The organism is Streptomyces sp. NBC_00386, assembly GCF_036063235.1.
Taxonomy (GTDB): domain Bacteria; phylum Actinomycetota; class Actinomycetes; order Streptomycetales; family Streptomycetaceae; genus Streptomyces.
The window spans coordinates 6,844,739-6,871,730 of the sequence record NZ_CP107950.1; the positions used below are offsets into that span (position 1 = coordinate 6,844,739).

The 26,992-nt window shown below is 72.1% G+C and carries 24 protein-coding genes and 1 riboswitch; of the genes, 13 read left to right on the top strand and 11 right to left on the bottom strand.

The genetic code is table 11. The annotated features are described in order from the left end of the window. Positions 1-4 precede the first annotated feature (4 nt). Entirely contained in the window at positions 5-205 is a 201-nt protein-coding gene (thiS, locus tag OG780_RS30010; protein WP_328453370.1) for a sulfur carrier protein ThiS, read from the bottom strand. Next, a complete protein-coding gene (gene thiO, locus OG780_RS30015; protein WP_328453372.1) occupies positions 202-1,368 on the bottom strand; it encodes a glycine oxidase ThiO in 1,167 nt (388 codons plus the stop codon). Before thiO ends, thiS begins: the two co-directional genes overlap by 4 nt. After that, positions 1,366-1,478: riboswitch (TPP riboswitch) on the bottom strand. Its footprint overlaps the gene before it by 3 nt. 50 nt (positions 1,479-1,528) lie before the next feature. Between thiO and OG780_RS30020 the strand changes: the two genes are divergently transcribed. The 6 genes from OG780_RS30020 (at position 1,529) to OG780_RS30045 (ending at position 6,471) form a co-directional block, all read left to right on the top strand. Next, positions 1,529-1,906 carry a hypothetical protein gene (locus OG780_RS30020; RefSeq protein ID WP_328453374.1) on the top strand — a complete coding sequence of 126 codons (378 nt, stop codon included), beginning with the start codon at positions 1,529-1,531 and terminating at the stop codon, positions 1,904-1,906. A gap of 32 nt (positions 1,907-1,938) precedes the next feature. Continuing rightward, complete coding sequence (locus OG780_RS30025) at positions 1,939-3,177, top strand: NAD(P)/FAD-dependent oxidoreductase (RefSeq protein WP_328453375.1); 1,239 nt, start codon at positions 1,939-1,941, stop codon at positions 3,175-3,177. 63 nt (positions 3,178-3,240) lie between these two features. Beyond that, complete coding sequence (locus OG780_RS30030) at positions 3,241-3,612, top strand: Rv2175c family DNA-binding protein (protein WP_328453378.1); 372 nt, start codon at positions 3,241-3,243, stop codon at positions 3,610-3,612. A gap of 91 nt (positions 3,613-3,703) precedes the next feature. Further along, a complete protein-coding gene (thiE, locus tag OG780_RS30035) occupies positions 3,704-4,363 on the top strand; it encodes a thiamine phosphate synthase (protein WP_328453380.1) in 660 nt (219 codons plus the stop codon). 126 nt (positions 4,364-4,489) lie between these two features. Continuing rightward, entirely contained in the window at positions 4,490-5,413 is a 924-nt protein-coding gene (gene metF / locus OG780_RS30040; RefSeq protein WP_326788282.1) for a methylenetetrahydrofolate reductase [NAD(P)H], read from the top strand. A 56-nt stretch (positions 5,414-5,469) separates the two neighbouring features. Then, positions 5,470-6,471, top strand: coding sequence for an SCO2102 family sporulation regulator (locus OG780_RS30045; RefSeq protein WP_328453383.1), 1,002 nt, complete (start codon positions 5,470-5,472; stop codon positions 6,469-6,471). A gap of 48 nt (positions 6,472-6,519) precedes the next feature. Here the strand turns inward: OG780_RS30045 and OG780_RS30050 are convergent, their stop codons facing one another. The 5 genes from OG780_RS30050 to OG780_RS30070 all read right to left on the bottom strand — a co-directional run bounded on the left by OG780_RS30050 (position 6,520) and on the right by OG780_RS30070 (position 12,853). Then, on the bottom strand, positions 6,520-8,070 hold the full coding sequence (locus OG780_RS30050) for a phytoene desaturase family protein (protein ID WP_328453385.1): 1,551 nt from the start codon (positions 8,068-8,070) through the stop codon (positions 6,520-6,522). A 35-nt stretch (positions 8,071-8,105) separates the two neighbouring features. Continuing rightward, positions 8,106-8,744: a DUF4126 domain-containing protein gene (locus OG780_RS30055; RefSeq protein WP_328453387.1), complete on the bottom strand. Its 639-nt coding sequence runs from the start codon at positions 8,742-8,744 to the stop codon at positions 8,106-8,108. 398 nt (positions 8,745-9,142) lie between these two features. Next, positions 9,143-9,772, bottom strand: a complete 630-nt coding sequence (locus tag OG780_RS30060) for a TetR/AcrR family transcriptional regulator (protein ID WP_328453389.1) — start codon at positions 9,770-9,772, stop codon at positions 9,143-9,145. Positions 9,773-9,807: 35 nt separating this feature from the next. Beyond that, positions 9,808-11,892: a YhgE/Pip domain-containing protein gene (locus tag OG780_RS30065; RefSeq protein ID WP_328453391.1), complete on the bottom strand. Its 2,085-nt coding sequence runs from the start codon at positions 11,890-11,892 to the stop codon at positions 9,808-9,810. After that, positions 11,879-12,853 (bottom strand): ATP-binding cassette domain-containing protein, encoded by a 975-nt coding sequence (locus OG780_RS30070; RefSeq protein ID WP_328453393.1) that lies wholly within the window; start codon positions 12,851-12,853, stop codon positions 11,879-11,881. The genes OG780_RS30065 and OG780_RS30070 overlap by 14 nt, the downstream gene beginning before the upstream one ends. A 175-nt stretch (positions 12,854-13,028) precedes the next feature. On the opposite strand from OG780_RS30070, the gene OG780_RS30075 reads away from it, so the two are divergent. The 3 genes from OG780_RS30075 to OG780_RS30085 all read left to right on the top strand — a co-directional run bounded on the left by OG780_RS30075 (position 13,029) and on the right by OG780_RS30085 (position 15,243). Further along, on the top strand, positions 13,029-13,613 hold the full coding sequence (locus tag OG780_RS30075) for an SAV_6107 family HEPN domain-containing protein (protein ID WP_328453395.1): 585 nt from the start codon (positions 13,029-13,031) through the stop codon (positions 13,611-13,613). Positions 13,614-13,800: 187 nt separating this feature from the next. Next, positions 13,801-14,571, top strand: coding sequence for a class I SAM-dependent methyltransferase (locus OG780_RS30080; protein WP_328453397.1), 771 nt, complete (start codon positions 13,801-13,803; stop codon positions 14,569-14,571). Positions 14,572-14,844: 273 nt separating this feature from the next. Further along, positions 14,845-15,243, top strand: a complete 399-nt coding sequence (locus OG780_RS30085) for a DUF3040 domain-containing protein (RefSeq protein ID WP_326788291.1) — start codon at positions 14,845-14,847, stop codon at positions 15,241-15,243. 286 nt (positions 15,244-15,529) lie between these two features. Here OG780_RS30085 and OG780_RS30090 read toward each other — a convergent pair whose 3' ends face one another. The 4 genes from OG780_RS30090 to OG780_RS30105 form a co-directional block, all read right to left on the bottom strand. Further along, the gene (locus tag OG780_RS30090; protein WP_328453399.1) at positions 15,530-17,920 is read right to left on the bottom strand and encodes a transglutaminase family protein; all 2,391 of its coding nucleotides are present in this window, start codon (positions 17,918-17,920) and stop codon (positions 15,530-15,532) included. Beyond that, positions 17,917-19,281: a DUF58 domain-containing protein gene (locus OG780_RS30095; RefSeq protein WP_328453401.1), complete on the bottom strand. Its 1,365-nt coding sequence runs from the start codon at positions 19,279-19,281 to the stop codon at positions 17,917-17,919. Before OG780_RS30095 ends, OG780_RS30090 begins: the two co-directional genes overlap by 4 nt. Continuing rightward, the gene (locus OG780_RS30100; RefSeq protein ID WP_328453403.1) at positions 19,281-20,315 is read right to left on the bottom strand and encodes an AAA family ATPase; all 1,035 of its coding nucleotides are present in this window, start codon (positions 20,313-20,315) and stop codon (positions 19,281-19,283) included. The genes OG780_RS30095 and OG780_RS30100 overlap by 1 nt, the downstream gene beginning before the upstream one ends. A gap of 262 nt (positions 20,316-20,577) precedes the next feature. Next, the gene (locus tag OG780_RS30105) at positions 20,578-21,126 is read right to left on the bottom strand and encodes a beta-class carbonic anhydrase (protein WP_328453405.1); all 549 of its coding nucleotides are present in this window, start codon (positions 21,124-21,126) and stop codon (positions 20,578-20,580) included. A 425-nt stretch (positions 21,127-21,551) separates the two neighbouring features. Here OG780_RS30105 and rsmH point away from each other — a divergent pair, with 425 nt between their 5' ends. The 4 genes from rsmH to OG780_RS30125 all read left to right on the top strand — a co-directional run bounded on the left by rsmH (position 21,552) and on the right by OG780_RS30125 (position 26,988). Continuing rightward, positions 21,552-22,559: a 16S rRNA (cytosine(1402)-N(4))-methyltransferase RsmH gene (gene rsmH / locus OG780_RS30110; RefSeq protein WP_328453407.1), complete on the top strand. Its 1,008-nt coding sequence runs from the start codon at positions 21,552-21,554 to the stop codon at positions 22,557-22,559. 215 nt (positions 22,560-22,774) lie between these two features. After that, a complete protein-coding gene (locus OG780_RS30115) occupies positions 22,775-23,305 on the top strand; it encodes an FtsB family cell division protein (RefSeq protein WP_328453409.1) in 531 nt (176 codons plus the stop codon). A gap of 5 nt (positions 23,306-23,310) precedes the next feature. After that, the gene (locus OG780_RS30120; protein ID WP_328453411.1) at positions 23,311-25,263 is read left to right on the top strand and encodes a peptidoglycan D,D-transpeptidase FtsI family protein; all 1,953 of its coding nucleotides are present in this window, start codon (positions 23,311-23,313) and stop codon (positions 25,261-25,263) included. A gap of 57 nt (positions 25,264-25,320) precedes the next feature. Then, positions 25,321-26,988, top strand: a complete 1,668-nt coding sequence (locus OG780_RS30125) for a UDP-N-acetylmuramoyl-L-alanyl-D-glutamate--2,6-diaminopimelate ligase (protein ID WP_328453413.1) — start codon at positions 25,321-25,323, stop codon at positions 26,986-26,988. Positions 26,989-26,992 lie beyond the last annotated feature (4 nt).

The following is a 26,992-nucleotide window of genomic DNA, read 5'->3' on the forward strand; positions in this document are numbered from 1 at the left end:
GGGTTCAGCCTCCTTGGACGGCGGTGAGGACCTCGACGCGGTCGCCCTCGGTGAGCGGGGTGGAGGGCCACTGCGCGCGCGGGACGACGGTTTCGTTCAGGGCGGCGGCCACCCCGGACGATGACGGGGTGAGGGTCGCGACGAGCGTGTCGAGAGCGGTTCCCGCGGCGATCCGCCGCCGCTCCCCGTTGACGACGATGTTCATACGTGCAGCTCCGTGCGGGCCGTGGCGCCGAAGCGCAGGGGGGTGAAGGGGCGGGCTTCGGCGGGGAGTTCGCCGGTGGTCAGGACGTGGGCCATCACGTCTCCGGTCACGGGCGTCAGGAGCACACCGTTGCGGTGGTGCCCGGTGGCCAGCAGCAGCCCGTCCAGCGCGCTCGGGCCGAGCAGCGGCGCGTTGTCGGGCGAGCAGGGGCGCAGCCCCGCGCGGGTCTCGGTGAGCGGCAGCTCGGTGATCCCGGGGACCAGCTCGTGGGCGTCGCGCAGCAGCTCGTACACGCCGCCCGCCGTCACGGTGGTGTCCCAGCCCAGCTCCTCGCTGGTCGCGCCCACCACGAGCTCGCCGTTCTCGCGCGGCACCAGGTAGACGTGGCTGCCGCGCACCACGGCCCGCACGGTGCGATGGAGGAAGGGCGCGTACCGCCCCGGCACGGTCAGCCGCAGCACCTGCCCCTTGACGGGGCGCACCGGCGGCACGACGTCGTCGGGGACGCCCGCCAGGCGGCCGCTGAGGCTGCCCCCGGCGAGCACCACCTGACCCGCGCCGAGCCCGGTGCCGTCCGCGGTGACGACCCCGGTGGCCCGTTCTTGTACGACGGTCAGACGCTCCGCCCAGGTCCGGTGCATGACCACCCCGGCCCGCTCGCAGGCCGTGACCAGGGCCGCCGCGAGGCGCCGCGGGTCGATCTGATGGTCGCCGTCGACCCGCAGACCCCCGCGCACGCCGGGCGCGAGCATCGGCTCCAGGCGGCGGCACTCACGGCCGCTCAGCCACTCCGACTCCAGCCCCGACCGGACCTGCAGCGCGTGCAGTTCCCGCAGATGGGCGCGGTCGTCGGCGTCCAGCGCGACGGCCAGCGTGCCGCTCCGGCGGTAGCCGAGGTCCTGACCGGAGGCCTCGGTGAGCTCGGCGGCGAAGTCCGGATAGCGGCGCGCCGAGGCGAGGTTGAGGCCCAGCAGGGTCTCCTCGCCGAAGTGCAGCTCGGTGACGGCGGCCAGCATCCCGGCCGCTACCTGCGCGGCCCCGCCGCCCGGCTCGGGGTCCACGAGCGCGGTCGTGAACCCGCGCCGCGCGGCCCGCCAGGCCGTCACCAGACCGATGATTCCGCCCCCGACGACGAGGACGTCCGACGAACGTGCAGACGGCATGGGCGTCCAGCCCCTCCCTTCGCCGGCATGACCCGGATCAGGTTCGTACGGTCGGAGGCCGCCCAGCCTCCCTCTCAGCCCGGTGCGTCCGGGCTCCCGCGAGTGCTTTACGTTGGCCACCCTAGCCCGCCCCCTCCGTCTCAGTAAGGGAGCCTCCGCCATGGCGCGACCGCTCGACGGCCTCGTGCTCGCCCCCGTCGCCGACCAGGCCCCGGGCCAGGTGGGCACCGGCACCCGGTTCGCGTACCACGAGCGGGACGGCGTGGTCTGGGCCGACTACGCGGGCGGCGACGTCGTCCGCGGACACCTCGTCGGCACCCGCGAGGGCGACCGCCTCGACTTCCGGTACGTACAGCTCAGGCGCGACGGGACCACCGCGTCCGGTCACTGCGTGTCGCTCGTCGTGGAACTGCCCGACGGGCGCCTGCGGCTGGAGGAGAGCTGGACGTGGGAGTCGCAGCCGGGAGCCGGGACGAGCGTGGTGGAGGAACCGCGCGAGACCGGCCGTGTGGAACAGGTCACCGAGCACGTCCGCTGACTGACGAATCGTCACGTGTCTATGGTGATCAGGTGAGCGATCAGACGCAGGCACAGTCCCAGCCGCAGAGGTCCGCGGCCCGACGGGTCGTCGTGGCGGGCGCGGGCATGGCCGGGGTACAGACCGCGGTCGCCCTGCGCGAACAGGGCTTCACGGGCACCGTCACGCTGATCGGCGCGGAGCCGCATCAGCCGTACGACCGGCCGCCGCTGTCCAAGGCCGTCCTGCTCGGCAAAGCCGAGGGCTCCGCCTTCGACATCGACTTCGAGGCCCTGGACATCGACCTCAGACTGGGCAGCGAGGCGCTCGGTGTGCGCCCCGACGACCACGAACTGGACACGGACGCGGGGCCCGTCCCCTACGACGTCCTGGTCGTCGCCACCGGCGCCGAACCGATCCGGCTCCCCGGCGCCGAAGGCGTGCCCGGCGTGCATCTGCTGCGCACCCTGGACGACGCCGACCGGCTGCGTCCCGTTCTCACCCGGCAGCACGACATCGTGGTGGTCGGAGCGGGCTGGATCGGCGCCGAGTTCGCCACGGCGGCGCGCGAGGCGGGCTGCGCGGTCACGGTCGTCGAGGCCGCCGACCGGCCGCTCGCCGAGGCGCTGCCCGCCGAGGTGGCCGCCCCGATGGCCGCCTGGTACGCGGACAGCGGGGCCGCGCTGCGCACCAGCGCGCGCGTGGAGCGCGTCGAGCCCGGGGCGGTCGTCCTGGACGACGGCTCCCGGGTGCCCGCGGACGCCGTCGTGGTCGGGATCGGCGCGCGGCCCGCCACGGCCTGGATCGCCGGCTCGGGCATCGAACTCGGCGCCCACCGCGAGATCGTCGCCGACGACCACCTGCGCACCTCCCTGCCGGACGTCTACGCGGTCGGCGACTGCGCCTCCTTCCCGTCCGGACGCTACGAGGAACGCCTCCTCGTCCACCACTGGGACAACGCCCTCCAGGGCCCGCGCACGGTCGCCCTGAACATCGTCGGACAGACGCCCGCCGCCTACGACCCCGTGCCGTACTTCTGGTCCGAGCAGTTCGGCCGCTTCGTCCAGTACGCCGGCCACCACACGTCCGCCGACACCCTGGTCTGGCGCGGCGACCCCTCGGGAGCCTCCTGGTCGGTCTGCTGGCTGCGCGAGACACGGCTCGTCGCCCTCCTGGCGGTGGGCCGCCCGAGGGATCTCGCCCAGGGCCGCAGGCTGATCGAGGCGGGCGCCACCATGGATCCGGGACTGCTCGCGGACGCTTCGAGGCCGCTGAAGGGCGCCACGGCCTGATCCTTCACCCGGGTCGGACGCCCTCGGCTTCCGACTGTCGGTCCGGGATGGCACGCTTGTCCCGTGACCGAGATTGACGCAAAGATCGATGCTCTCGTCCCCGCCTGGCTCACCCTCCCCGACATCGCCGAACAGTTCGGCGTCGAGGTGACGCGCGTCCGGCAGCTGGTCAAGGACGGCCAGCTGATCGCCGTACGCCGTGGTGAGAACCGTGCGCTGCACGTCCCCGCCGATTTCATCGACGCGGACGAACAGAAGGTCGTCAAGGGCCTGGCCGGCACCCTGACGCTCCTGAGGGACGACGGCTACTCCGACGAAGAGGCCCTGGAGTGGCTCTTCACCCCCGACCCGAGCCTGCCCGGCACCCCCGCGCAGGCTCTGAGCGAGAATCGCGGCACGGAGGTGAAGCGCCGCGCCCAGGCGCTCGCCGTCTGACCTGAACGCGACCGTCCGGCACGGGGAGCGCGGCGGCGGGACCATCCCGGCCGCCGCACTCCCCGCGCACCGACCAACGGGGGATCCACGCATGCCCGAGAACGCCGCCACGACCCCACGGGGCCTGCTCGCCGACGCCCGCGTCTATCTGTGCACGGACGCCCGCAGACGTCAGGGGGACCTCGCCGAGTTCCTCGACGCGGTCCTGGCGGGCGGCGTCGACATCGTGCAGCTGCGCGACAAGGGCATGGAGGCGGGGGAGGAACTGGAGCACCTCCAGGTCTTCGCGGACGCCTGCGCCCGGCACGGCAAGCTCCTCGCGGTCAACGACCGGGCGGACGTGGCCCACGCCGCCCGCGCCGACGTCCTGCACCTGGGCCAGGGGGACCTCCCGGTTCCCGCGGCCCGCGCGATCCTCGGCGACGAGGTGCTCATCGGCCGTTCCACGCACTCCGCCTCCGAGGCCGGCGCAGCCGCCGTCCAGGAGGGCGTGGACTACTTCTGCACCGGCCCCTGCTGGCCCACCCCCACCAAGCCCGGCCGGCACGCACCCGGCCTCGACCTGGTCCGCAGCACGGCGGCCCTCGGCACCGGCCGTCCCTGGTTCGCGATCGGCGGCATCGACCTCGACCGGCTGGACGAGGTGCTCGAAGCGGGCGCCCGCCGCGTCGTCGTCGTACGGGCGATCACCGAGGCGGACGACCCGGGCGCGGCGGCGGCGGAATTCGCGAAGCGGCTGCGCACGGCGTAGGCCGCCAGCCGCCCGCGTGGAGAGTCCCGGCGGGCCGCTGTCCGAGGGGTGGACAAGAACTCGACAGATCAGACAAAAAGCAGCGGTTCGGTTGGGTGACCGACGCCCTCTGGCTAACCTGCGGGTATGGCCCTCGGATCTGCTTCCACCAGGACTGATCGCGCACGCACCGTGCGCGACATGCTCGCGACCGGCAAACAGACCTTTTCCTTCGAGTTCTCGGCGCCGAAGACCCCCAAGGGCGAGCGGAACCTGTGGAACGCCCTGCGGCGGGTCGAGGCCGTGGCTCCCGACTTCGTCTCCGTGACCTACGGGGCCGGCGGCTCCACGCGGGCCGGCACGGTCAAGGAGACCGAGCAGATCGTCCTCGACACGACCCTCACCCCGGTCGCGCACCTCACCGCGGTCAACCACTCCATCGCGGAACTGCGCAACATCATCGGGCAGTACGCGGACGCGGGCATCCGCAACATGCTCGCCGTGCGCGGCGACCCGCCCGGCGACCCCATGGGCGAGTGGGTACCCCACCCCAAGGGTCTGGCCTACGCGGCCGAACTGGTGCGCCTCATCAAGGAATCCGGCGACTTCTGCGTCGGGGTCGCGGCCTTCCCCGAGATGCATCCCCGGTCCACGGAGTGGGACCTGGACGTCTCCCACTTCGTCGACAAGTGCCGTGCCGGCGCCGACTACGCGATCACGCAGATGTTCTTCCAGCCGGAGTCCTACCTCCGTCTGCGTGACCGCGTGGACGCGGCGGGTTGCGCGACGCCGGTCATCCCCGAAGTCATGCCCGTGACAAGTGTGAAGATGTTGGAACGGCTGCCCAAACTCTCGAATGCTTCGTTCCCGGACGCCCTGAAAGAGCGGATCCTCACAGTCAAAGACGATCCGGCGGCTGTACGCTCCATTGGGATCGAGTTCGCGACGGAGTTCTGTGCGAGGCTGCTGACCGAGGGAGTCCCCGGGCTGCACTTCATCACGCTCAACAACTCCACGGCGACGCTGGAAATCTACGAGAACCTGGGCCTGCATCACCCACAGCAGGCCTAGACCGGTCGCACCCACGTACGACACACTGCGTAGCGGCCACTGGGAGAGGGGCGTACATGGGCTTGACGGTCCTCTATCTGGCATTCGGCATTGTCGCGCTGTGGCTGCTCGGCGAGGTGCTGCTGCAGTACAAGGCGCGGCTGCGCTTCCGGCTGCTCGCCTTCGTCGGCTTCCTCGGTGTGGTCCTCGGCGTGCTCATGCACTCGGTCGTGGTCATCGGTCTGGGCGCGGCCGCCTTCACGGTCGGCCAGACCTACGTGACGCTGTCGTTCCGCCAGGGCTTCGCGCAGGGCTGGGCCATCAAGGGCCCCGGCGTGGAGGACAAGCCCGGCAAGCTCAGCAAGCGCCGCCGCGGCGAGCCGGACGAGGCGGAGCCGTCGGAGGAGAACTCCGACCTCGAAGAGGTCGAGGTGGCCGCCTACCGGCGCGAGGACCAGTACGCCGACGAGGACGACGTCTTCACGCCCGCCCCGTCCGACCGGTTCGCGCCCCCGGAGCAGGCCGAGCCCACGGCCGCCGAGTCGACCTCGGTCTACGAGCCGCAGCCGCTGCCCGAGGACACCGGCTCCTACGGTGTCTACGACTCCGGCGCGTACGCCGCCGCCACCGACCAGTCCTACGCCGGCGCGTCCCAGTCCCAGGACCAGCAGGCCTACTCGACGGGCCAGAACCAGCAGGCCTACGCCACGGGCCAGGACCAGCAGGCCTACGCGTACGACGGCTACACGGGCTACGACCAGCAGCAGCAGTACGGCTACGGCAACGGCCAGCAGCAGTACGCCACCTACACGGACCCGTACACCGGCCAGCAGACATACACGGGCGCCACGTACGACCAGACCGCCTACAACGGCGGCGACCAGCAGTACGCACAGCAGCAGAACTACGGCCAGGACCAGTACGCCACCGGCACGTACGGCGGCGAGACCCCGGCCGAGGGAGTCTGGGTGCCGCAGCAGCGCACCGACGAGTACGGCGGCGAAGTCCCGCCCGAGCAGCAGCAGTACCCGTACCAGGGCAACGGCAGCGCCGGGTACGACGAGCAGTACCGCTACTGACCGGCAGGCCGCGGCGACGGCCTCCCGCACCGCTGCCCGCCGGCACGTTCACTGCGAGCCCTGGAACTCCGGCCCTTCCACGATCAGTCCGGCCACCAGAGCGCCCGACATGCCGGCGTGCGGCAGACCGCCGCCGGGGTGTGCCCAGCCCCCGGCCGCGAACAGCCCCGGTATCCGCGTGGTGTTCGACGGGTGCAGCAGCCGGCCGTCCGCCGCGGCGAGCGCCGGGGCGGGAACCGCGCCGCCCTCCACGCCGGTCGCCTCCGCGATGTCGGCCGGGGTGCGGACCTCGTGCCACAGGAGCCGGTCCCGCAGACCGGGCAGGGCCCGCTCGGCGGCGTCGAGAACCCGCTCCACGTCCTGCCCTGACACCTGAGCGCCGGACGGGACCGTGACGGTCAGCGTGACGGCCTCGTGCGCCGCGTCCGGGACGAGCGCCGGGTCGTCAGGACGTGCCACCACGACGGTCGGCGCCGCGGGTACGCCCGGACGTTCCCCGAAGAGCCGGTCCAGCTCACCCTCGCGGTCGGCCGAGTGGACCACCGTCCGGTGCGCCGTCCCGGCGGGCCGTCCGCCACGCAGCGCGAGCAGCAGCGTCAGTCTGCTGGACGTGCCGGCCCGCGGCGGCACCTCGTCACCGCTGCGGAGCGCCGCTCCGGCGACGAGGCCGTCCAGGGCGCCGGGTGCCACGCCCGCGACCACGAAGTCGGCCTGCTCGAACGTGTCTTCCCCGGATCCGGAGGAGTCCGGGCCGCTCCCGGCACCGGAAGCGGCGGAGCCGTCCCGGGAGAGCTCCACACCGACGGCCCGGCCGTCCTTCTCGACGATCCGTCCGACGGGGGTCCCGAAACGGAACTCGACCCTGCGCTCCAGGCACCGCTCGTACACGGCGCGTGCCAGCTCCCGGATGCCGCCGCGCACGTACCAGCTGCCGAAGGCGTGGTCCATGTACGGCAGCACGGCGGCGCTCGCCGGGGTGGCGCGCGGGTCCAGCCCGTACGCCAGAGCGTGGCTCTCCAGGAGGGCCGTCAGGCGCGGGTCGCGCAGCTCCCAGGCGGCGACCTCGGCGAGGGTCCCGGCCCGGCGGGTGCGCAGCAGCTTCTTGTGCGGCACCGAGGGATAGGGCTCGCGTTCGGCCAGCACCGTCCAGTTGGGCCACAGCGGCTCCTCCAGGAGCGGCCGGCGCGAGCGGTCCCACGCCTCCCGGGCCCGCACCAGGAACTCGCCCCACCGCGCGCCCGCACCGTCGCCGAGCGCTTCGTCCAGCGCGGTGAGCACACCCGCGCGCGAGGCGTTCGGCAGGGACACCCGGGTGCCGTCGGCGAAGACATGGCCGGCCGACGGGTCGACCTGCACCAGCTCGACGCACTCCTCCAGCGGCCGCTTCCCGGTCTTGACGAACAGGTCGCGATAGACCGCGGGCACCGGCAGCAGCCCCGGGCCCGTGTCGAACACGAACCCGTCCCGCTCGAAGCGGCGCACCGCACCGCCGTACGTCTCCGTCCGCTCGTACACCACCACCCGGTGGCCCGCGACGGCCAGCCGGGCGGCGGCCGCCATCGCGCCCATCCCGGCGCCGATCACCGCAATCCGTCCCATGGCGGCGACTTTATCCGCCGCCACCGACAGTCCCGTCAGTCACGGTCCGCGTACGGCGCCCCGCCGGGCCGCCGCCCCACCGCCGCGGCCGTCCGCCGCTCCTCCCGGCGCCGCGCCCGGCGGCGCAGGAACCGTCTGACGCGCGAGAGAAGGAAGCAGAGCGCCGCGAGCCCGGTGAAGAGCAGGGCACCGGCCACGACCGCCGCGGCCCAGGGATGGAAGACCGCCAGCGTGACGACGCCCGCGACCCCGAGATCCTCGACGGTGCTCACGGCGATGTTGCTGAAGGGTTCCGGCGAGGTGTTGACCGCCATCCGTGTCCCGGCCTTGACCGTGTGGCTCGCGAGCGCCGTCGAACCGCCGAGCAGGGCCGCCGTCAGATCCGAGACCGAGCCGCTCTGCCCGGCGAGCAGCGCCCCGACCCAGGCACCCGTCGCCGGCCGGATCACGGTGTGCACGGAGTCCCACACCGAGTCGACGTACGGGATCTTGTCGGCGACCGCCTCGCAGAGGAAGAGAACGCCGACTGTGACCAGGATCTCAGGGCGTTGCAGGGCCTCCGGGACGTCGTCGCTCAGCCCGGTGGCGCCGAAGAGGCCGAGGAGCAGCACGACCGCGTACGCGTTGACGCCGCTGGCCCAGCCGCTGGTGAAGACCAGGGGGAGTACGGACACGGAGGGGATCGTAACCAGGGAGCGACGGGGGTGTCCTGGGGTTGAGCACGTATGTCTGAGTATCCGTACCTACTGGGTGAGATGAGTAGGCGCACGGATGGGTCCGACCTGCGCGAACGAGAGAGTGGAGACACGGAAAGGGGCGCGGCTCCGGCACCGCCGACACGGGGCGGCGGAACGGACCTCGCGCCCTTGTCCGCTCCTTCCGCCGGCCCGCTCGGCGGGAGCGAGACACGGGGGAACCCGGGGGACGACCGAACGGGGTCCCAACGGGGGGACACGGGGGAGCACGACGAAAGCGTCGGTACGGACGGCCCGCGGGGGAAGCGGCCGACCGGACCGGCGCTTTCGTGCGCACGGCGTGAGGCGGCGCGGCCGGCGGAGAGCCGCGCCCGGTGTCAGCGGTGGCCGCTCACCCGCCCCTGGAGCAGCCGGGACAGTGCCGCGTGCACGTCGTCCAGGGAGCGCTCCGGCTGGAAGGCCTGCCAGTCCAGGGCGGCCACGAGGACCATCCCGACCAGCGCCGCCGCGGTCAGCGGAATGTCGATCTCGTCGCTGAGTTCCCCGCCCGTCACCGCGTCGCGCAGAACGCCCTCGACGACCGCCACCGCCTGCTGCCGCACCACCATCAGGGTGGACTGCCAGGCCCGGTTGGTACGCCAGAGCTCCGCCACGTAGAGCTGGGTGAACGCCGGATAGCGGTTGATGAATTCGAGCCCGGCCCGGATCATCGCGTCCAGTGCGTCGACCTTGCTGCCGCCGTCCCGGTCGGTCTTCTCCGCCGCCTCCCGCAGCGAGGCGGTGAGGAGCCCGACGCCATGGCGCAGCAGCTCTTCGAAGAGGACCGATTTGCTCGCGAAGTTGTAGTAGACCGTGCCCTTCGCGACCCCGGCCCGCTCGGCGATCTCGTCCACCGTGGTGGCGGAGAAGCCCTGTTCGGCGATCAGGGTGACGGCCGCCTCGTAGAGCTTCTGCCGGGTCGCCTCGCGACGGCTGCCGCCGCCCGCCGTGGTGCTGCTGCTTTCCATGGCTCCGATTGTCACAGGAGCACCCGCGCGCGTGGTCACAGGCTCAGCTCCGGGTGCAGCCGGTCGAGGGTCCAGACCTGCCTGCGGCGCGCCGTCAGGGCGGTGAGCGCGAGCGCGCCCACCGTGAAGGCCGTCAGGACGGCGCACGCGGTCCGTACCGGCTCCAGGCCGCCGCCGGTGATGAGCCTGCGGAGGGCCTCGACGATGTAACTCATCGGCAGGAAGGGGTGGATCGCGTTGAAGAAGCCCGGACTGGTCTGGACGGGGTACGTGCCGCCCGCCGACGTCAGCTGGAGCATCAGGAAGGCCAGGACGAGGATCCGGCCCGCGGCTCCGAAGCGGGCGTTCAGCCACTGCACGATCGCCGCGAAGCAGGCCGTCACCAGGAACAGGAAGCCGACCGTTCCCGCCGCACGGACCATCTGGAGTCCGATCGCCCAGTGCAGCACCGCCATCAGGGCGGCCGTCTGAAGGATGCCGACGACGACGACCGGCAGCCAGCCCGCCAGCGCGATGCGCCACGCCGAGGCGCCCGCCGCGAGCGCGCGCCGGTTCAGCGGCTGGATCAGCATGTACGCCACCATCGCGCCGACCCACAGGGACAGCGGGATGAAGTAGGGGGCGAAACCGGTGCCGTAGTTGGGCGCCTTGTGCAGGTCTCTGGAGGCCATTCGCACCGGGTCGGCCATGACCTCGGTCCGCAGGTCGCGGTCGGGCTTGTCGTAGTCGGGGATCCGCTCGGCGCCGTCGTGCAGGCCGCCCGCCAGCTTCCCGGAGCCGCCGACGAGCTTGTACAGGCCGCCGTCGAGGTCGCCCGCACCGGTCTTCAGCCGGCCGACGCCCTTGTCGAGGGTGGCCGCACCGGTCCTGGCGGTGCCGAGACCGGAGTGCAGCCGCTTCGAGCCCCTGGCGACCGCGGCGGCACCCTCGTTCAGCTTGTCGATCTTGGAGACGGCGTCGTCGAGGTCCTCGGCGAGATGCGGCGAGCGATCGGCGAGGGCGCGCGCCTGCTTCTCCAGCGTCGCCAGGTTCTTGTCCAGTTCGACGAGGTCGCCGTCCTGGTCGCCGATCAGGGCGTTCACGTCGTCGGCGACCTCGACGACGTCCGCGGCGGCCTCCGCCGCCTTCGTCAGCTCGGGACACGCCGGGTCGGGGACCGGCAGGGTCTCGCACCGCGAGCGGTGGACGGCGTTCAGCGCGTCGGAAGCGGTGCGCGCGCCCTTGGCCGCGGCCGGAGCGGTCTTCACCAGGGTGCCGAGGTTGTGGCGGATCCCCGCGGCGGAGTCGGCGACCAGCCGGGCGGTGTCGCCGATCGACTTCTCGTTGTCCTCCAGGAAGGGGCCCACCTTGTCCGCGACTCCGTCGACCTTGCCGGCCAGCGCCCGGGTGCCGTCCGCGACCTGCCGCGAACCGTCCTCCAGGTCGCCCGCGCCCGTGGTGAGCTTCCTGAGACCCCCGGAGAGCTTTCCGCTGCCCTTCTTGGCCTCCTCCAGACCGTCGGCGAGATCCTTGGAGCCCTTCTTGGCCCTGCCGATGCCGCTGTTGAGCCGGTCGGCGCCGTCGGCCGCCTGCACGGTCTTCCCGTGGATGTCCGAGAACGAGATGAAGATCTTGTCGAGGAACGAACGCGAGGCCTTCGTGGAGGCGGCCGTCCGTACCTCGCTGAACACCGTGCGGGAGATCTGCCCGACGATGTAGTTGTTCGCGTCGTTGGTCCGCACCTGGAGCGCGCTCGTCTCGGGAGAGGTCCCGGAGCTGGACGCGATCCTCCTGCTGAAGTCGCCCGGCATGGTCAGCGACAGGTAGTACGTGCCGTCCTCCACGCCCCGGCGGGCCTCGGCCGGGCTCACCTCGTGCCACTCGAAGGTGTCGCTGTCGCGCAGCCCCTTGGTGATGGTGTCCCCGACGGTGACCCTGCGGCCGTCGGCCGTCGCTCCCTCGTCGGCGTTCACCAGCGCCACGGGGATGCGGTCGAGACGGCCGTACGGGTCCCAGAACGACCACAGATAGAGGGCGCCGTAGAGCAGGGGCAGCAGCAGGAGCGCGACCAGGGCGGCGCGCGGGAGCTTGCCCCGGCCGAAGCGGCGGAGTTCGAGAAGGGCCAGTTCAGGCGAGCGCATCGGCCGTCTTCCTGTCGCGGTTCCCGCTGTCGCTGTCGCTGTCGCTGTCGCTGTCGGCGGCGGTGGTGGTGGCGGCGGTGTCTGCGTCTTTGTCTGCGACCGGGTCCGCGTCAGCGACCGGGTCCGGGTCTACGTCCGCGTCTTTGTTCGCGGCGGCGGTCGTGTCGGCGGTACCGGCGCCGTCTTCGGACGGCTTGACGGGCTCGGCGGGTGTGGCGGGTGGGACGGTGTCGGGGGCCTCTCCGTCGGCGGTCCTCGCCGTGGTGGCCGGTGCGGTGGAGACGACGACGGCGCCCTCGGGAGCCTTGCTGCACACCGCCACGACCGTCGTGCCGGACTCGGTGAGAGACGTCAACAGGGCCCAGACCTCGGACCGTTCGGCGTCCGAGAGCTTGAGGTCGGTGTCGTCGACGCCGAGCAGCCGTGGGCGGCCGATCAGGGCCAGCGCGAGGGACAGCCGCAGCGTCTCGACCCGTTCCAGATCACGGACCGCGGTCCTCGGTCCCTTGGGAAGGGTGTCCGGGTCGAGCCCGGCGGAGGCCAGTGCGGCGCCGATCCGCGACGAGGCCTCTCCCGCCCGCTCACCGCGAGGCCGCAGCAGGGCGCGCAGCGAACCCCCGAACCGCCGCTGGAGCAGGGCCCGTTCCCGCAGGTGCTCCCCGACGGTCAGCGCGGGGTCGAGGTCCGTGACACCGGGCACGTGCGCGAGCGCGCTGGTCCGGCGCACCGCGGCCAGTTGCTTCGGCAGCCTCGCCGAACCCACGGCCGCCGTCCCCTCGGTGGCCTTCATCCGGCCCGTGAGGGCGAGCAACAGGCAGGTGCGGCCGGATCCCGACGGCCCCTCGATCGCGATGAGCGATCCGGGTTCCGCGTCGAGACGGACCCCGCGGAAAGCCCACCCGCGGGGTCCTTCGAGTCCGAAGTCCTCGGCCGTGACACGCAGTCCGTGCGGACCGTCCACAGCTCCCCCATCCTCTGGAACACATCGAACTACTTTTGAACTGACTGGTCAGTGCAAAAACTAACCCGAACTTTCGATCGAAGCAAAAGTGCAGGTCAGAACGGATTGTCAGTGGCATACCGCACGATGGGCACATACGGCCACAGTGCCGTCACACGACGACAGGAGGTTCGTCATGGCCAACACTTCCGCAGCCGCCGCCCGTCGGCGCCGCGCCACCGGCCCTGCCCCCTCACTGACCACCGGACCGGCGGGCGACGTCCACCCCGTGCTCCGCCGGGCCACGGCCCCGCCCGCCGCCCTCGACCTGCTCTCCCAGGCCCGCGCCGGACTTGACGAGGCGACGGCACTGGAGACCTCCAACGAGCGTTACGCGACGGCCCACTTGGCCGCGCTGCGCACCGCCGCCGCCGTCCTCGCCGCGCGTGCCCGTCCGGAGCCCTCGTCGCGGCGCAGGGCCCGAATCCGCAGCGCCTGGGAAGTCCTCCCGGAGATCGCTCCCGAACTGACCGAGTGGAGCGCGCTGTTCGCCTCCGGGGCCACCCGCCGTGCCCGCGCGGAGGCCGGCATCCAGGGGGCGGCCACGACCCGTGACGCCGACGACCTCATACGCGACGTCGCCATGTTCCTGCGCCTGGTCGAGCGGATGCTGGCGTTGCAGCCCGTGCTGCCCCAGCCGCGCCAGGACGGAGACCGGGACCAGAGCCGGAACCGGGACAGGGCGGACGGCGTGGACAGGGAGGTTCCGGACGCGGGTTGACGGGAGCGAACCCCGGACGGGCGGGCGATCCGGCGCGCACGCCCCGCGCGATCCGGCGCGCGTGAGACGGAGGGCCGGTCACGGTGGCGGAGGCAATAGGGTGGAGGCGCCTGATGCCTCCCCACCGGGAGGCCCGAAGATCGCTCCGCCGTTCAACAGGCGGTGCCGCGCCGAGGAGTCAACTGCCGTGTCGGACCCGATGCGCCCCCGCGCTTCTCTCCGTACCGCCGTGGTCTGGGAGGTCCTCAAGGACGCCCTGGACCGTCAGGTCAAGGCCGCAGGGCGGGAGTCGCTCGACGTGCTCGACACGGGCGGCGGCAGTGGCAACTTCGCCGTGCCCGTCGCCCGCCTCGGCCACCGTGTCACCGTCGTCGACCCCAGCCCGAACGCGCTGTTCGCGCTGGAGCGGCGTGCCGCCGAGGCCGGCGTCGCCGACCGCGTGCAGGGTGTCCAGGGCGACGCCCACGGCCTCTTCGACGTGGTCGAACGAGGCCGCTACGACGCCGTGCTGTGCCACGGCGTCCTCGAATACGTGGACGACCCGGCCGAGGGTGTCCGCAACGTCGTGGACGCGCTGCGCCCCGAGGGCGTGCTCAGCCTCCTCGCCGCGGGCCTGGGCGGTGCCGTGCTGGCCCGTGCCCTCGCCGGGCACTTCAAGGAGGCCCGGTACGCGCTCGACGACCCGGACGGACGCTGGGGCGAGAGTGATCCCGTTCCGCACCGGTTCACCGCCGACCAGCTCACCTCCCTGGTCGCGGGCGCCGGCCTGCATGTCGCCGCCGTGCACGGTGTACGGGTCTTCGCGGACCTGGTGCCGGGGGTCCTGGTGGACACCGAGCCGGGTGCGCTGGAGGCCCTGCTGAAGCTGGAGGCGGCGGCGGCCGAGCTCACCGCCTTCCACTCCGTGGCCACGCAGCTCCATGTGCTCGGTGAGGCCCGAGGGGCCACGGAGGACTGAGCGGCCCCCGTGGTGCGGCGCTGATCAGGGGCTTGGCGGCAGATGGAGTACACCACAGACCACCCGATCGAGTGCTCGGCGCCGTATGATCGGGGGAGACCGTCCGGCATGACGGACCGTTCGCTGGGGAATGCACGCCTCAGCGCATCGGGGCGCCATGAAGGGTTCCGGTCGGCGAATTGGCGTAGAGGGCGGGTTTCACGGGGCCGATTCCCTGCCTATCCTGAAGGGGACCCCCGGTCGCCCCGGCGACTGCACGATGAGGAGGACTCCGTGCCGCTCTCGGAGCACGAGCAGCGAATGCTCGAGCAGATGGAGCGAGCGCTGTACGCCGAAGATCCCAAGTTCGCGACAGCGCTTGAGGGAAGCGGGCTGCGTACGTACACCCGGCGACGGGTCTACCAGGCGGTCGTCGGCTTCCTGGTTGGTATTGCGCTCCTCATGGCTGGAATGGTCGCGGTTCAGATCTGGCTGAGCGTGGTGGGCTTCCTCGTCATGCTGGGCTGTGCGGTGCTCGCCGTCACCGGTTGGCGCAAAGCTCCCAAGCCGGGTGAGCAGCCGACCGTGCCGGGCTCGCCCGCCGCTCGTCGGCAGAGCCGACAACGCCGCTCCATGATGGACCGCATCGAACAGCGCTGGCAGCGTCGTCGCGACGAGCAGGGCGGCAACTGAGCCTCCGGCTTCGCCGCCGCAGACATACGCGTGAAGGGGCGTCCACCCACATCCGGGTGGACGCCCCTTCACGCGTATGTGCGGCCGAAGCCCCGGAAGCACCGGCCCTCGAAGCACTAAGCCCGAAGCACCAAGCTCGACGTATCGACCCCGACGTATTGACCCCGAAGCGTCGGCCCCGTAGCACCGACCCCGAAGCGTCGGCCCCGTGGTGCCGGGCCCGCCAGGCCGGCCCCCGCCAGGCCGGGAACGCTCAAGCCTGGCGAGGGACCTGGGCCGGTCCGCGTCAGCCGTTCTGGCGCGACGGGCGGTGCAACAGGGCCTGCCGACGGGCGGACAGCCGGGTTCTCAGAGCTGTCCAGGCGGCCGAGGCCATCCAGATCACCCGGACGGCCGAACGGGGGAGGAGGAGAGCACGCAGGCGCGCGGGACCGCTCGCGGACGTCCTGAAGGACTCCCCGACCCGGCGCGCGTCGTTCGCGAGGCCCGCCACCGGCCGGGGGTGCGGAGCGTAGAGAACCAGCTCCACGGCCACGGCCAGCCGGTACACCGCCGCCGCGGTCTCCGGATCCAGTTTCCCGAGCTCGACGATCCGCTCGGCCGCCTTCCTCGGTGTCTGCGACTCCGTCGGCCCGATCCCGTAGTCCCACGCCGTATCGGTCACCTCCGACCAGGCCCCCAGCGTGTACGCCGCCACGTCCGCCTCGGTGCGGCCGTGGCCGCCGAGCCGGACCGCCCGTACCCGCATCCGCCACAGCATGGGCAGCAGCAGCACTCCCAGGACCAGGAGCCCGGCCAGCGTCAGGAGGAGGATCATCGTCCAGGACCCGTCGTCGTCCCCGGGGCCGAGCGCCGTCGCCGCGGACTGGTCCGGGCAGGCCGCCAGCTTCCGCAGCTGGGACGAGCAGCTCTCGCTCGCCGACGGCTCGGCCGAGGGCGCCGCGGACGTCGAGAACGTCGGCTTCGGGGCCGCGGACTCGATCTCGCCCGGCGTGTTCGTCTGGGTGTACGACGGCACCGAACCCCGGCTCGGGGTCGGCTCGAAACGGGTCCAGCCCACGCCCTCGAAGTACAGCTCGGGCCAGGCATGCGCGTCCCGCAGCCCCACCGCCATCGAACCGTCCGCCTGCGGGGTCCCCGCCGTGAAGCCGACCGCCACGCGGGCCGGAATCCCGAGGGTGCGCGCCATCGAGGCCATCGCGAAGGAGAAGTGGACGCAGAAGCCCTCCTTCTCCTTCAGGAAGTTCGCGATCGCGGCGGAGCCGCTGCCGGCCTGGACCTGGGTGTTGTACCGGAAGTCGCCGCTGACCGCGAAGTAGTCCTGGAGTTTGACCGCCTGCTCGTAGTGGTTGGCCGAGCCCGCGGTGACCTTGCGGGCCGTTTTCGCCACCACAGCGGGCAGCGACCTCGGAACCTTGGTGTACTCGCGCCTCATCGCGGGCGAGGCTTCCGGGGCGCCCGCCAGCTGCTGCGCCGTCGGCTCCACCATCAGGCTCGTGACCTCGTACCGCACGCCACGGGTGTTCTGTCCGTGGTCACCGACGAGGGTGCGTCCCACGGGTTCGTAACGCCAGCTGCCCTTGATGTCCACCTTGCTGGCCGGATACGGCATCGGCAGCCAGTCCTGCGCGTACCAGTCGGCCGCCGCGATCCGGGTCCGGATCGCCGCCCGCTTGACCTGGCCGTCCAGACCGACCGGCGCCGGGAACGTCTTCGGCACGTCCACGATGTGGCGCTGCGCCGGCTTCCACGCCGTGCCGTCGAAGTCGTCCAGCGAGACGATCCGCAGATACAGGTTCTGTGTGTCCGCGGTGTCCGTGCGGTACGTCAAGACCGTGCGGTCCTCGTCCACGTTCAGGCTGTCGCGGAGCGAGACCAGCGGGTTCACCGCGGCGATCGTGCCGCCGCCCCCGGTGCCGTTGCCGATGCCCCGGCCCGCGCCGTCCAGCAGACCGCCGTCGAGCCCGGGCAGCATGAACGGCACGAACAGGGCGACGACCACTGCGACCGCCCCGATCCGCCGCCCGAAGCGGACGGGCGCGACGACACCGCTCGCGGACTCCTGGCCGGGTGCCCGGGCCGCTCCGCCGAAGACGCGGCCCCACTGCGAGAGCCGGTCCCGGCTCTCGGCCAGCAGCAGCATCAGATAGCCGACTGCCGCGAGCAGGAAGCACAGCCAGCCCGCGCCGCCTTTGGAGAGGCCCGCGGCGACCGAGTACAGGGCGAGCAGCGGAAGGCCGGCGGGCGCGGCGCTGCGGTAGGTCACCGCGAGGGTGTCCACCACGAGCCCGATCACCAGGACGCCGCCGACCACCATCAGCCGGATCCCGTCCGACAGCGGAGCCGGGATCGAGTACCTGCCGATGTCGTCGGCGCCCGCCTGGAGCAGTGCCGAGAAGTGCTGGAAGGCCTCGGGCCCGGGGACGATCCCGGCGAGGGCCTGTTGCCGGGCGAAGACCAGCGTCAGCAGCATCAGCGTCGCCAGCGCCTGCGCCGCCACGGTCAGCGGCCGGGCCAGCGGGACCCGCCGGGTCAGCGCTCCGACACCGGTCTGCACGGCCAGCAGGAACGCCGCCTGGAAGATCCACGTCGCCGGGCTCACCAGCGGCAGCAGCGCGCTCGACGTCATCATCGTGGCCGCCGCCGCCCACAGCGCCAATCGGGCCCGCCCGCTCATACGCCACCATCCCCCGCGGTAGTACCCGTCGACGCCACATGCGTGCGCTGACGGTCCGCCTCGCGCCACAGCCCGGCGAGCGACGCCCCCCGCGGCACCCTCACGGCGGTCCAGCCAGCCTCGCGCAGCATGCGCAGCGGGTCCGTGCCCTCGTCCGACGGGCCGGGCGCCTCGGCCGGCTCCCGCACCCAGGACTCACTGTCCAGCAGAAACGCGATGGCCCCGCCGCTGCGCTGGCGCATCTTGCCGAGCACGTCCGCCTGCTCCTCGTCGAGATCGCCGAGGAAGGCGATCAGCAGTCCTTCGTTGCCGCCGCGCAGCACTTCGTACGCCCGGGACAGGCCCGTGCCGTCCGAGTGGTCGACGACGGCGAGCGTGTCCATCATCATCCCCGCCGCGTCCGCCGACTCCTGGCTCGCGCCCGCGAACCCGTCGGAGCCCTCGCCGGGCACCGAACTGCCGGTGTCCGTCAGAAGGCGTACCGAGAAGCTCCGTTCGAGCATGTGCAGCAGCGTGGACGCCGTTCCCGAGACCGCCCATTCGAAGGCCGAGTCGGGTCCCACGCCCTGGAAGGCGATGCCCCGGGTGTCCAGCAGCACGGTGCAGCGGGAGCGCTGGGGCTGTTCCTCGCGGCGGACCATCAGCTCGCCGTAGCGGGCGGTCAGCCGCCAGTGCACACGGCGCAGGTCGTCGCCGTAGCGGTACCCGCGCGGAATGATGTCGTCCTCGCCGGCCAGGGCGAGCGAGCTCTGCCGCCCGTCGCCGTACCCCTTCGCGTCGCCGGTCAGCCGCACCGGTGGCAGCGCCTCCACGCGCGGTATGACGGTCAGGGTGTCGTACGCCGAGAAGTCGCGGGTCAGCTCGCACATGCCGAACGCGTCGGTCAGCCGCAGTTGCAGCGGGCCCAGCGGATAGCGGCCGCGCAGGTCCGAGCGGACCCGGTAGGACACCTCGCGGCGGCCGCCCGCCTCCACCCGGTCCAGCACGAAGCGGGGGCGCGGACCGAGGACGTACGGAACCTTGTCCTGGAGCATCAGCAGGCCGGTGGGCAGCCGCGAGATGTTGTCCATGCGCAGATGCACGCGGGCCTCGGAGCCCGCGGGCACGCGCCCGGGGGAGAGCCTGCGGCTGCCCGCGACCCGGTAGCGGGTGCGGTACAGCACGGCCGCGCAGAGCAGCGGCACGATCGCGAGGAGCAGGCCGACCCGGCGCAGATCGTTCTGCCCCAGCACGTACGCGCAGATGATCGCGGCCACACCGGCGGCCAGGAACGAGCGACCGCGTGTGGTGAGCCCGGCGAGCGCGGTGCGCAGCCCGCCCTTGTCCCCCTCGGCGGTGTGCCCCGTGCTCGCCTGCGTCATCACAGCCTCCGGGGCGGCTGCTGACCGAACGTGGGCGCGCCCCGGCCCATCGAGAGGCCGGACTGCTGGGGAGCGGCGGGCACCGGGGTGCGCTGGAGGATCTCCTGCACGACCTGCTCGGACGTGCGACGGTTCAACTGCGCCTGGGCCGTGGGCAGCAGGCGGTGGGCCAGGACCGCGACGGCGAGCGCCTGCACATCGTCCGGCAGCGCGAAATCCCGGCCGCTGAGAGCGGCGGACGCCTTCGCCGCGCGCAGCAGATGCAGCGTGGCACGCGGTGAGGCGCCGAGTCTCAGGTCGGGGTGGACGCGCGTGGCGGCCACGAGGTCCACCGCGTAGCGGCGCACCGGGTCGGCGACATGGACCGTGCGGACCGCGTCGATCAGTTTCACGATGTCGTGCGCGTGGGCGACCGGCTGGAGGTCGTCCAGCGGGCTCGCGCCGCCGTGGATGTCCAGCATCTGCAGTTCGGCTTCCGCGCTGGGGTAGCCGATGGAGACACGGGCCATGAAGCGGTCGCGCTGGGCCTCCGGCAGAGGGTAGGTGCCCTCCATCTCGACCGGGTTCTGGGTGGCCACCACCATGAACGGGCTGGGCAGTTCGTAGGTCTGCCCGTCGATGGTGACCTGGCGCTCCTCCATCGACTCCAGGAGCGCGGACTGCGTCTTCGGCGAAGCGCGGTTGATCTCGTCGCCGATCACGATCTGCGCGAAGATCGCGCCCGGCTTGAACTCGAAGTCCCGGCGCTGCTGGTCCCAGATCGACACACCCGTGATGTCCGAGGGCAGCAGGTCGGGCGTGAACTGGATGCGCCGCACCGAGCAGTCGATGGAACGTGCCAGCGCCTTGGCCAGCATGGTCTTGCCGACGCCCGGTACATCCTCGATCAGAAGATGGCCCTCGGCGAGCAGCACGGTCAGCGAAAGCCGTACGACCTCAGGCTTGCCTTCGATCACTCCTTCCACCGAACTGCGGACACGCTCCGCAGTGGCGGTCAGATCTGTGAGGCTCGCTCGATCGTCATAGGTCGTCACCCGGCCCTCCTAGGCCCGTTCGGGCCGACGCCCTGTGCGGACCGGCCCACCCCGAAACACGGGCACCACGCGCGAAAGGTTCCGCGTGACGCCACACCCGCATTCTTGTTGCCGTTACCGGTTCGTGTCATCCGCCTGTGGACAAGTGGCCGCGATATGTCAGTTCTTACGGCTCTTTGGGCACCGGACAGCCGGGGTTTTGGTGCAGAGAGGGTCCCACGAGCTGCGGAGGGCCGACGACCGGGGGCTCCGGCGGGGCCCGTCAGGAGGGGTCGATCTCCCGCAGCAGGCCCGTCGTGACGTCGAAGACGAAGCCCCGTACGTCGTCGGTGTGCACCAGAAAAGGGGAGGTGCGCACGCGCTGCATCGACTGCCGTACGTCCTGCTCGACGTCCCGGAAGGCCTCGACCGCCCAGGCGGGACGCTGGCCGACCTCCATCTCCAGGTCGTGCCGGAACTCCTCCGTGAGGGATTCCAGGCCACAGCCGGTGTGGTGGATGAGGGCCACGCTGCGGGTGCCGAGGGCGCGCTGGCTGATGGTGAGGGAGCGGATCACGTCGTCGGTGACCACGCCGCCCGCGTTGCGGATGGTGTGGCAGTCGCCGAGCTGCAGGCCGAGCGCGGCGTGCAGGTCGAGACGGGCGTCCATGCACGCGACCACGGCGACCCGCAGCACGGGGCGGGCGTCCATTCCCGGGTCGGAGAAGGCGGCGGCGTATTTCCCGTTCGCGTCGACGAGTCGGTCGGTGACCGTGCGCTCGTCGTCTATGACGTCTTCGGGTTCGACGGGAACAGATGCGGAAGTCGACATACCTGTGACGTTACTGGTCACGCCTGGGCCGGTCCTGTTGTGAGAGGGGACAAAGAATGTCATCGCGGCTTGTTGTGAGGTAATCCACACGGGCGGTGACGACGTGCCCGTTCGGGTGATTCTTCCGGATCCGCGGCTTCGGTCCGAGCGCCGTCCGCGACGCGCAAGCCAGTTGGTTGACCGCGCGACACCGTGGACTAAAGTGACGCGAAGCGGGAGGCGAGGCTCTCCCCGTTGGACTGTTTTCCCAGGAGACCCGGCGACTTTCCGGAGTTTCCCCGCGTGCGCGGCGCGTACGTACGGCTCGGCCTCCTCCTGCTCCCGGTCGGCTGACGCCATTCATCCGGCGCCGGCAGGCCTCCCCTTCCCGAGCGGGTGGGGACCCGGCGGTGCGTACGGCCGCGCCGGACCTGAGAGGGCCCGGAATGAAAGGGCGCGAAGCGCTTCCCGACGAGGGTGACAGCGGGCGACCGGAGGGACAGAGCCGACACGTCCCGGTCATGCTCCGGCGGTGCCTGGACATGCTGGCCCCGGCCCTCGCCGAGCCGGGAGCCGTGGTCGTCGACTGCACGCTCGGGCTCGGCGGTCACAGCGAGGCACTGCTCACCCGGTTCCCCGGAGTGCGGCTCGTCGCCCTGGACCGTGACAAGGAGGCGCTGCGCCTCTCCGGAGAGCGGCTCGCCCCCTACGGCGACCGCGCCGCCCTGGTGCACGCCGTCTACGACGAACTGCCCGAGGTGCTCGACCGCCTGGACATCCCGCGCGTCCAGGGCGTCCTGTTCGACCTCGGTGTCTCGTCCATGCAACTCGACGAGGCCGACCGGGGGTTCGCGTACGCGCAGGACGCCCCGCTCGACATGCGCATGGACCAGACGACCGGCATGAGCGCCGCCGAGGTGCTCAACACCTACCCGCCGGGCGAACTGGTGCGGATCCTGCGGGCGTACGGCGAGGAGAAGCAGGCCAAGCGGATCGTCTCCGCGGTCGTGCGCGAGCGCGAGAAGGACCCCTTCACCAACAGCGCGCGGCTCGTCGAGCTGATCCGTGACGCGCTGCCCCAGGCGGCCAAGCGCACCGGCGGCAACCCCGCCAAGCGCACCTTCCAGGCGCTGCGCATCGAGGTCAACGGCGAACTGAGTGTCCTGGAGAGGGCGATTCCCGCGGCCGTGAAGGCCCTCGCCGTCGGCGGCCGCATCGCCGTGCTGTCGTACCACTCGCTGGAGGACCGGCTGGTCAAGCAGGTGTTCGCGGCCGGCGCCGCCAACACCGCGCCGCCCGGACTGCCGGTGGTCCCCGAGCGCTACCAGCCCCGGCTCAAGCTCCTCACCCGCGGTGCCGAACTTCCCACCGAGGAAGAGGTCGCCGAGAACCGGCGCGCCGCTCCCGCCCGGCTGCGGGGAGCGGAGCGCATCCGCGAGGAGTCCGCCGAGTGAGGCGCGGGGAGAAGGAGGGGCCGTGAGGCGGAAACCCGGGCTCGCGCGACGCCGTGGGCCCGATTCCCGGACCCGCCGGACGGCGGGGACCGGGCATCCGGACCCGCGCCGGTTCCCCGGGCCCGGGAACCGGACGCACGGTGGTTTCGTGAATAGGGGAACCGGACCCATGGAGCGGCCGTGAAGGCGGCGCACCAGAGCCACAGGGAGGGCGCGTGAGCGGCAGACCCGAACTCAGGGGACGGGCCGCCCGGCTCGCGCGGCTCCTCCCGACCGGGGCCGGGCAGGCGGCCCGCACCCCCTTCGTCCTCCTGGTCGTCCTTCTCCTCGGCGGCGGCCTCATCGGGCTCCTCGTGCTGAACTCGGCGCTCAGCGAAGGCGCGTTCCGCCTCGACGACCTCCAGAAGGAGACCAAGAGCCTGACCGACGAGGAACAGGCCCTCCAGCGGGACGTGGACGCCTACTCGGCTCCCGACGCCCTCCAGCGCCGCGCCCGCGAACTCGGCATGGTCCCCGGCGGCGATCCGGCCTTCCTCGGCCCCGACGGCAAGGTCAAGGGCGTTCCCGGAGCCACCGGCTCCGCCGCGCGCGCCCCGATGGTTCCCCCGCCCGAGGTCCTCGCCCCGTCCCCGGCCCGCACCCCGAGCCGGGCCGCGGGTCCGGCGCGCGGCGCGACACCGGCTCCCGGCTCGCGGCAGCGCTCCGCGGGAGCGTCCACACAGCCCCCCACGACCCCTGGCAGGTGACGGAAGTGTCCGACAGGGAACCGCCGCGCCGCCGGGTGCCCGGCCCCGCCAGGCCCGCGCGCCCCGCCGGCCGGAACCGTCCGGGGCCGGGTGCCCGCCCGGTACGCCGCCCGGCCGCGAACCGCTCCGACGGCCCGCGTCTCATCCGGCTCGGCAGTCCGCGCCCCCGTCTGCGCATGGTCAGCCTCGCCCTGACGCTGGTGATGATCGCGTTCGTCGTACGGCTGCTCCAGGTGCAGGCCGTGGACGCGGGCACCTACGCCGCCAAGGCCGAGCAGAACCGCTACGTCGGGCGCACCCTGGCCGCCGAGCGCGGCGGGATCACCGACCGGGACGGCGTCGAGCTGGCGACGAGCGTGGACGCGTACGACATCACCGCGGACCCGACGATGTTCACCCGCGGGGCCACCGAGGTGGGGGACGCCCCCGAACAGGCCGCCGCGCTCCTCGGCCCGATCATCGGCCAGGACGTCGACACCGTCGCCAGGAAGCTGCGGACGGAAAACACCCGCTACGTCCTCCTCGCGCACCGCCGCACCCCCCAGGTCTGGCAGCAGATCAAGGACCTGAAGAGCACGCTCGGGACCAAGGCCGAGACCGACCGGAGCACGGTCAACGTCCTCGCGGGCGTCCTCGCGGTACCGGCCAGCAAGCGGGTGTACCCGAACGGCGACCTCGCCGCCGGGATACTGGGCTGGGTCAACGCCGAGGGCAAGGGCGGCGGCGGCATCGAGCAGCAGCTGGACAAGGAGCTCACCGGCAAGGACGGCAAGATCCGCTACGCCCAGTCCGGGGGCCGCCAGGTGCCGACCGTGGGTTCCACCGAGACACCGGCCGTGGCCGGTTCCGACGTGGAGCTCACCATCGACCGGGACATCCAGTGGGCCGCGCAGGACGCCATCAGCGAGCAGGTGAAGAAGTCCGGGGCGGACCGCGGCTACGTGATAGTGCAGGACACGAGGACCGGCCAGGTCCTCGCCATGGCCAACGCGCCCGGCTTCGACCCCAACGACCTCACCCAGGCCGACGCGGCGGCCATGGGCAACGCGGCGCTCCAGGATGCGTACGAGCCCGGCTCCACCGCCAAGCTGATGTCGATGGCCGCCGTCCTCCAGGAGAACGCGGCGACGCCCGCGACCCATGTCGTCGTGCCCAACCGGCTGCACCGCGGCGACCGGCTCTTCCAGGACGACGTCGACCACAAGACCTGGAACCTCACGCTCAACGGCGTGCTCGCCATGTCCAGCAACATCGGCACCATCCTGGCGACCGGCCAGCTCGGAAAGACCCAGAAACAGGCCAACCAGGTCCTCTACTCGTATCTGCGCAAGTTCGGCATCGGCAGCCACACCGGGCTCGGTTTCCCCGGCGAGACGGCGGGCATCCTCGCTCCCGCCGACAAGTGGTCGACCTCGCAGCAGTACACGATCCCTTTCGGCCAGGGAGTGTCGATCAACGCGATGCAGGCGGCCTCCGTCTACTCGACGATCGCCAACGGCGGCGTCCGCGTCGAACCGACCCTGGTGCGCGGCACGAAGGGGCCCGACGGCCGCTTCACACCCGCCGCCGAGCCGAGGAAGACCCGGGTCGTGAGCGAGAAGGCGGCGAAGACACTCGCCCAGATGCTGGAGTCCGTGGTGGACGACAAGCAGGGCACCGGCATCAGGGCGCGCATCCCCGGGTACCGGGTCGCGGGCAAGACGGGTACGGCCAACCGCGTGGATCCGGCCACCGGGAAGTACCACGGCTACACCTCCTCCTTCGCCGGCTTCGCCCCCGCCGACAAGCCCCGGATCACCGTCTACTGCGCGATCCAGAACGCCACGAAGGGCAGCTACTACGGCGGCCAGATCTGCGGACCCGTCTTCAAGCAGGTGATGGAGTTCGCCCTCAAGACCCTTCAGGTCCCGCCCACCGGCGCGCCCGCCGCCCGTCTGCCCGTGGAGTTCAAGCCGTGACCGCCCCCGACCGCACGCCCTGATCAGCCCTCACGCACAACGGACCAGGAACCACTCGTGACAACGATCACCCCGGACCCCGGGAACCAGCCCTCCCCGCACACCCCGTCCGCGCCCTCGCTTCGCCCCGCCGGGGGTGAGCCCGGTACGCTCACCGCCGTGCCACAAGCTGATCAGTCCCAAACCACCCAGAAGGGCGTCCCTGTGACATATCCGGGGCCGCCGCGTCCGGTTCACGTCTCCGCCATCCCCGTCGCGGAGCTGGCCGATCAGCTGGGCGCCGAGAAGCCGGCGAGCGACGCCGGGGTCACGGGCATCACCCATGACTCCCGGGCGGTGCGGCCCGGCGACGTGTACGCCGCCCTGCCCGGTGCCCGTCTTCACGGAGCCGACTTCGTGACCCAGGCGGCCGGTCTCGGCGCCGTCGCCGTGCTCACCGACCCGACCGGCGCCGATCGTGCCGCGGCCACCGGTCTGCCGGTCCTCGTCGTCGAGAACCCGCGCGGATCGATGGGAGAGCTGGCGGCCACCATCTACGGCCACCCGGGGCGCGATCTCCTCCAGATCGGCATCACGGGCACCTCCGGCAAGACCACGACGGCCTATCTCATCGAGGGTGGTCTGAAGACGGTCCACTCCACCGGCCTGATCGGCACGGTCGAGATGCGCATCGGCGACGAGCGCATCAAGTCGGAACGCACCACGCCCGAGGCCACCGACCTCCAGGCGCTGTTCGCCGTCATGCGCGAGCGCGGGGTCGACTCGGTCGCGATGGAGGTCTCCAGCCACGCGCTGGTCCTCGGCCGCGTCGACGGCTGCGTCTTCGACGTCGCCGTCTTCAACAACCTCAGCCCGGAACACATGGAGTTCCATACGGGCATGGAGGACTACTTCCAGGCCAAGGCCCAGCTGTTCACGGCCAGACGCAGCCGGCTCGGCGTCGTGAACCTCGACGACGAGTACGGTCGCCGGCTCTCCGGGGAGGCAACCGTCCCGGTCGTCACCTTCTCCGCCGAGGGCTACCCGGACGCCGACTGGCGCGCCGAGAACGTCGAAGTCGGTCCGATGGACTCGACATTCACCGCGGTCGGCCCCAAGGGCGAGCGGATCACCGCCCGCTCGCCGCTCGCGGGCCCCTTCAACGTGGCCAACGCCCTCGCCGCGATCGTCGCCCTCGCGGCCGCCGGACTCGACCCGCAGACCGCCGCGGACGGCGTCGCCGCCGTCCCGGGGGTCCCGGGCCGGCTGGAGCGCGTGGACGTGGGCCAGCCGTACCTCGCCGTCGTCGACTACGCCCACAAGACGGACGCCGTCGAATCCGTCCTGCGCGCCCTGCGCAAGGTGACCGAGGGCAGCCTGCACGTGGTGCTCGGCTGCGGCGGCGACCGTGACAAGACCAAGCGGAAGCCGATGGGCGCGGCCGTGGCCCGGCTCGCCGACACCGCCGTCCTCACGTCCGACAACCCCCGTTCCGAGGATCCGCTGGCGATCCTCGCCATGATGCTCGCGGGCGCCGCCGAAGTGCCGGCGCACGAGCGCGGCGAGGTCCAGGTCTTCGAGGACCGGGCCGCCGCCATCGCCGCGGCCGTCGCGCGCGCAAAGCCGGGAGACACCGTGCTGGTCGCGGGCAAGGGCCACGAGCAGGGCCAGGACATCGCCGGGGTGGTGCGTCCCTTCGACGACCGCCAGGTGCTTCGCGAAGCTATCCAGCAGACCCAGGGATGAACTT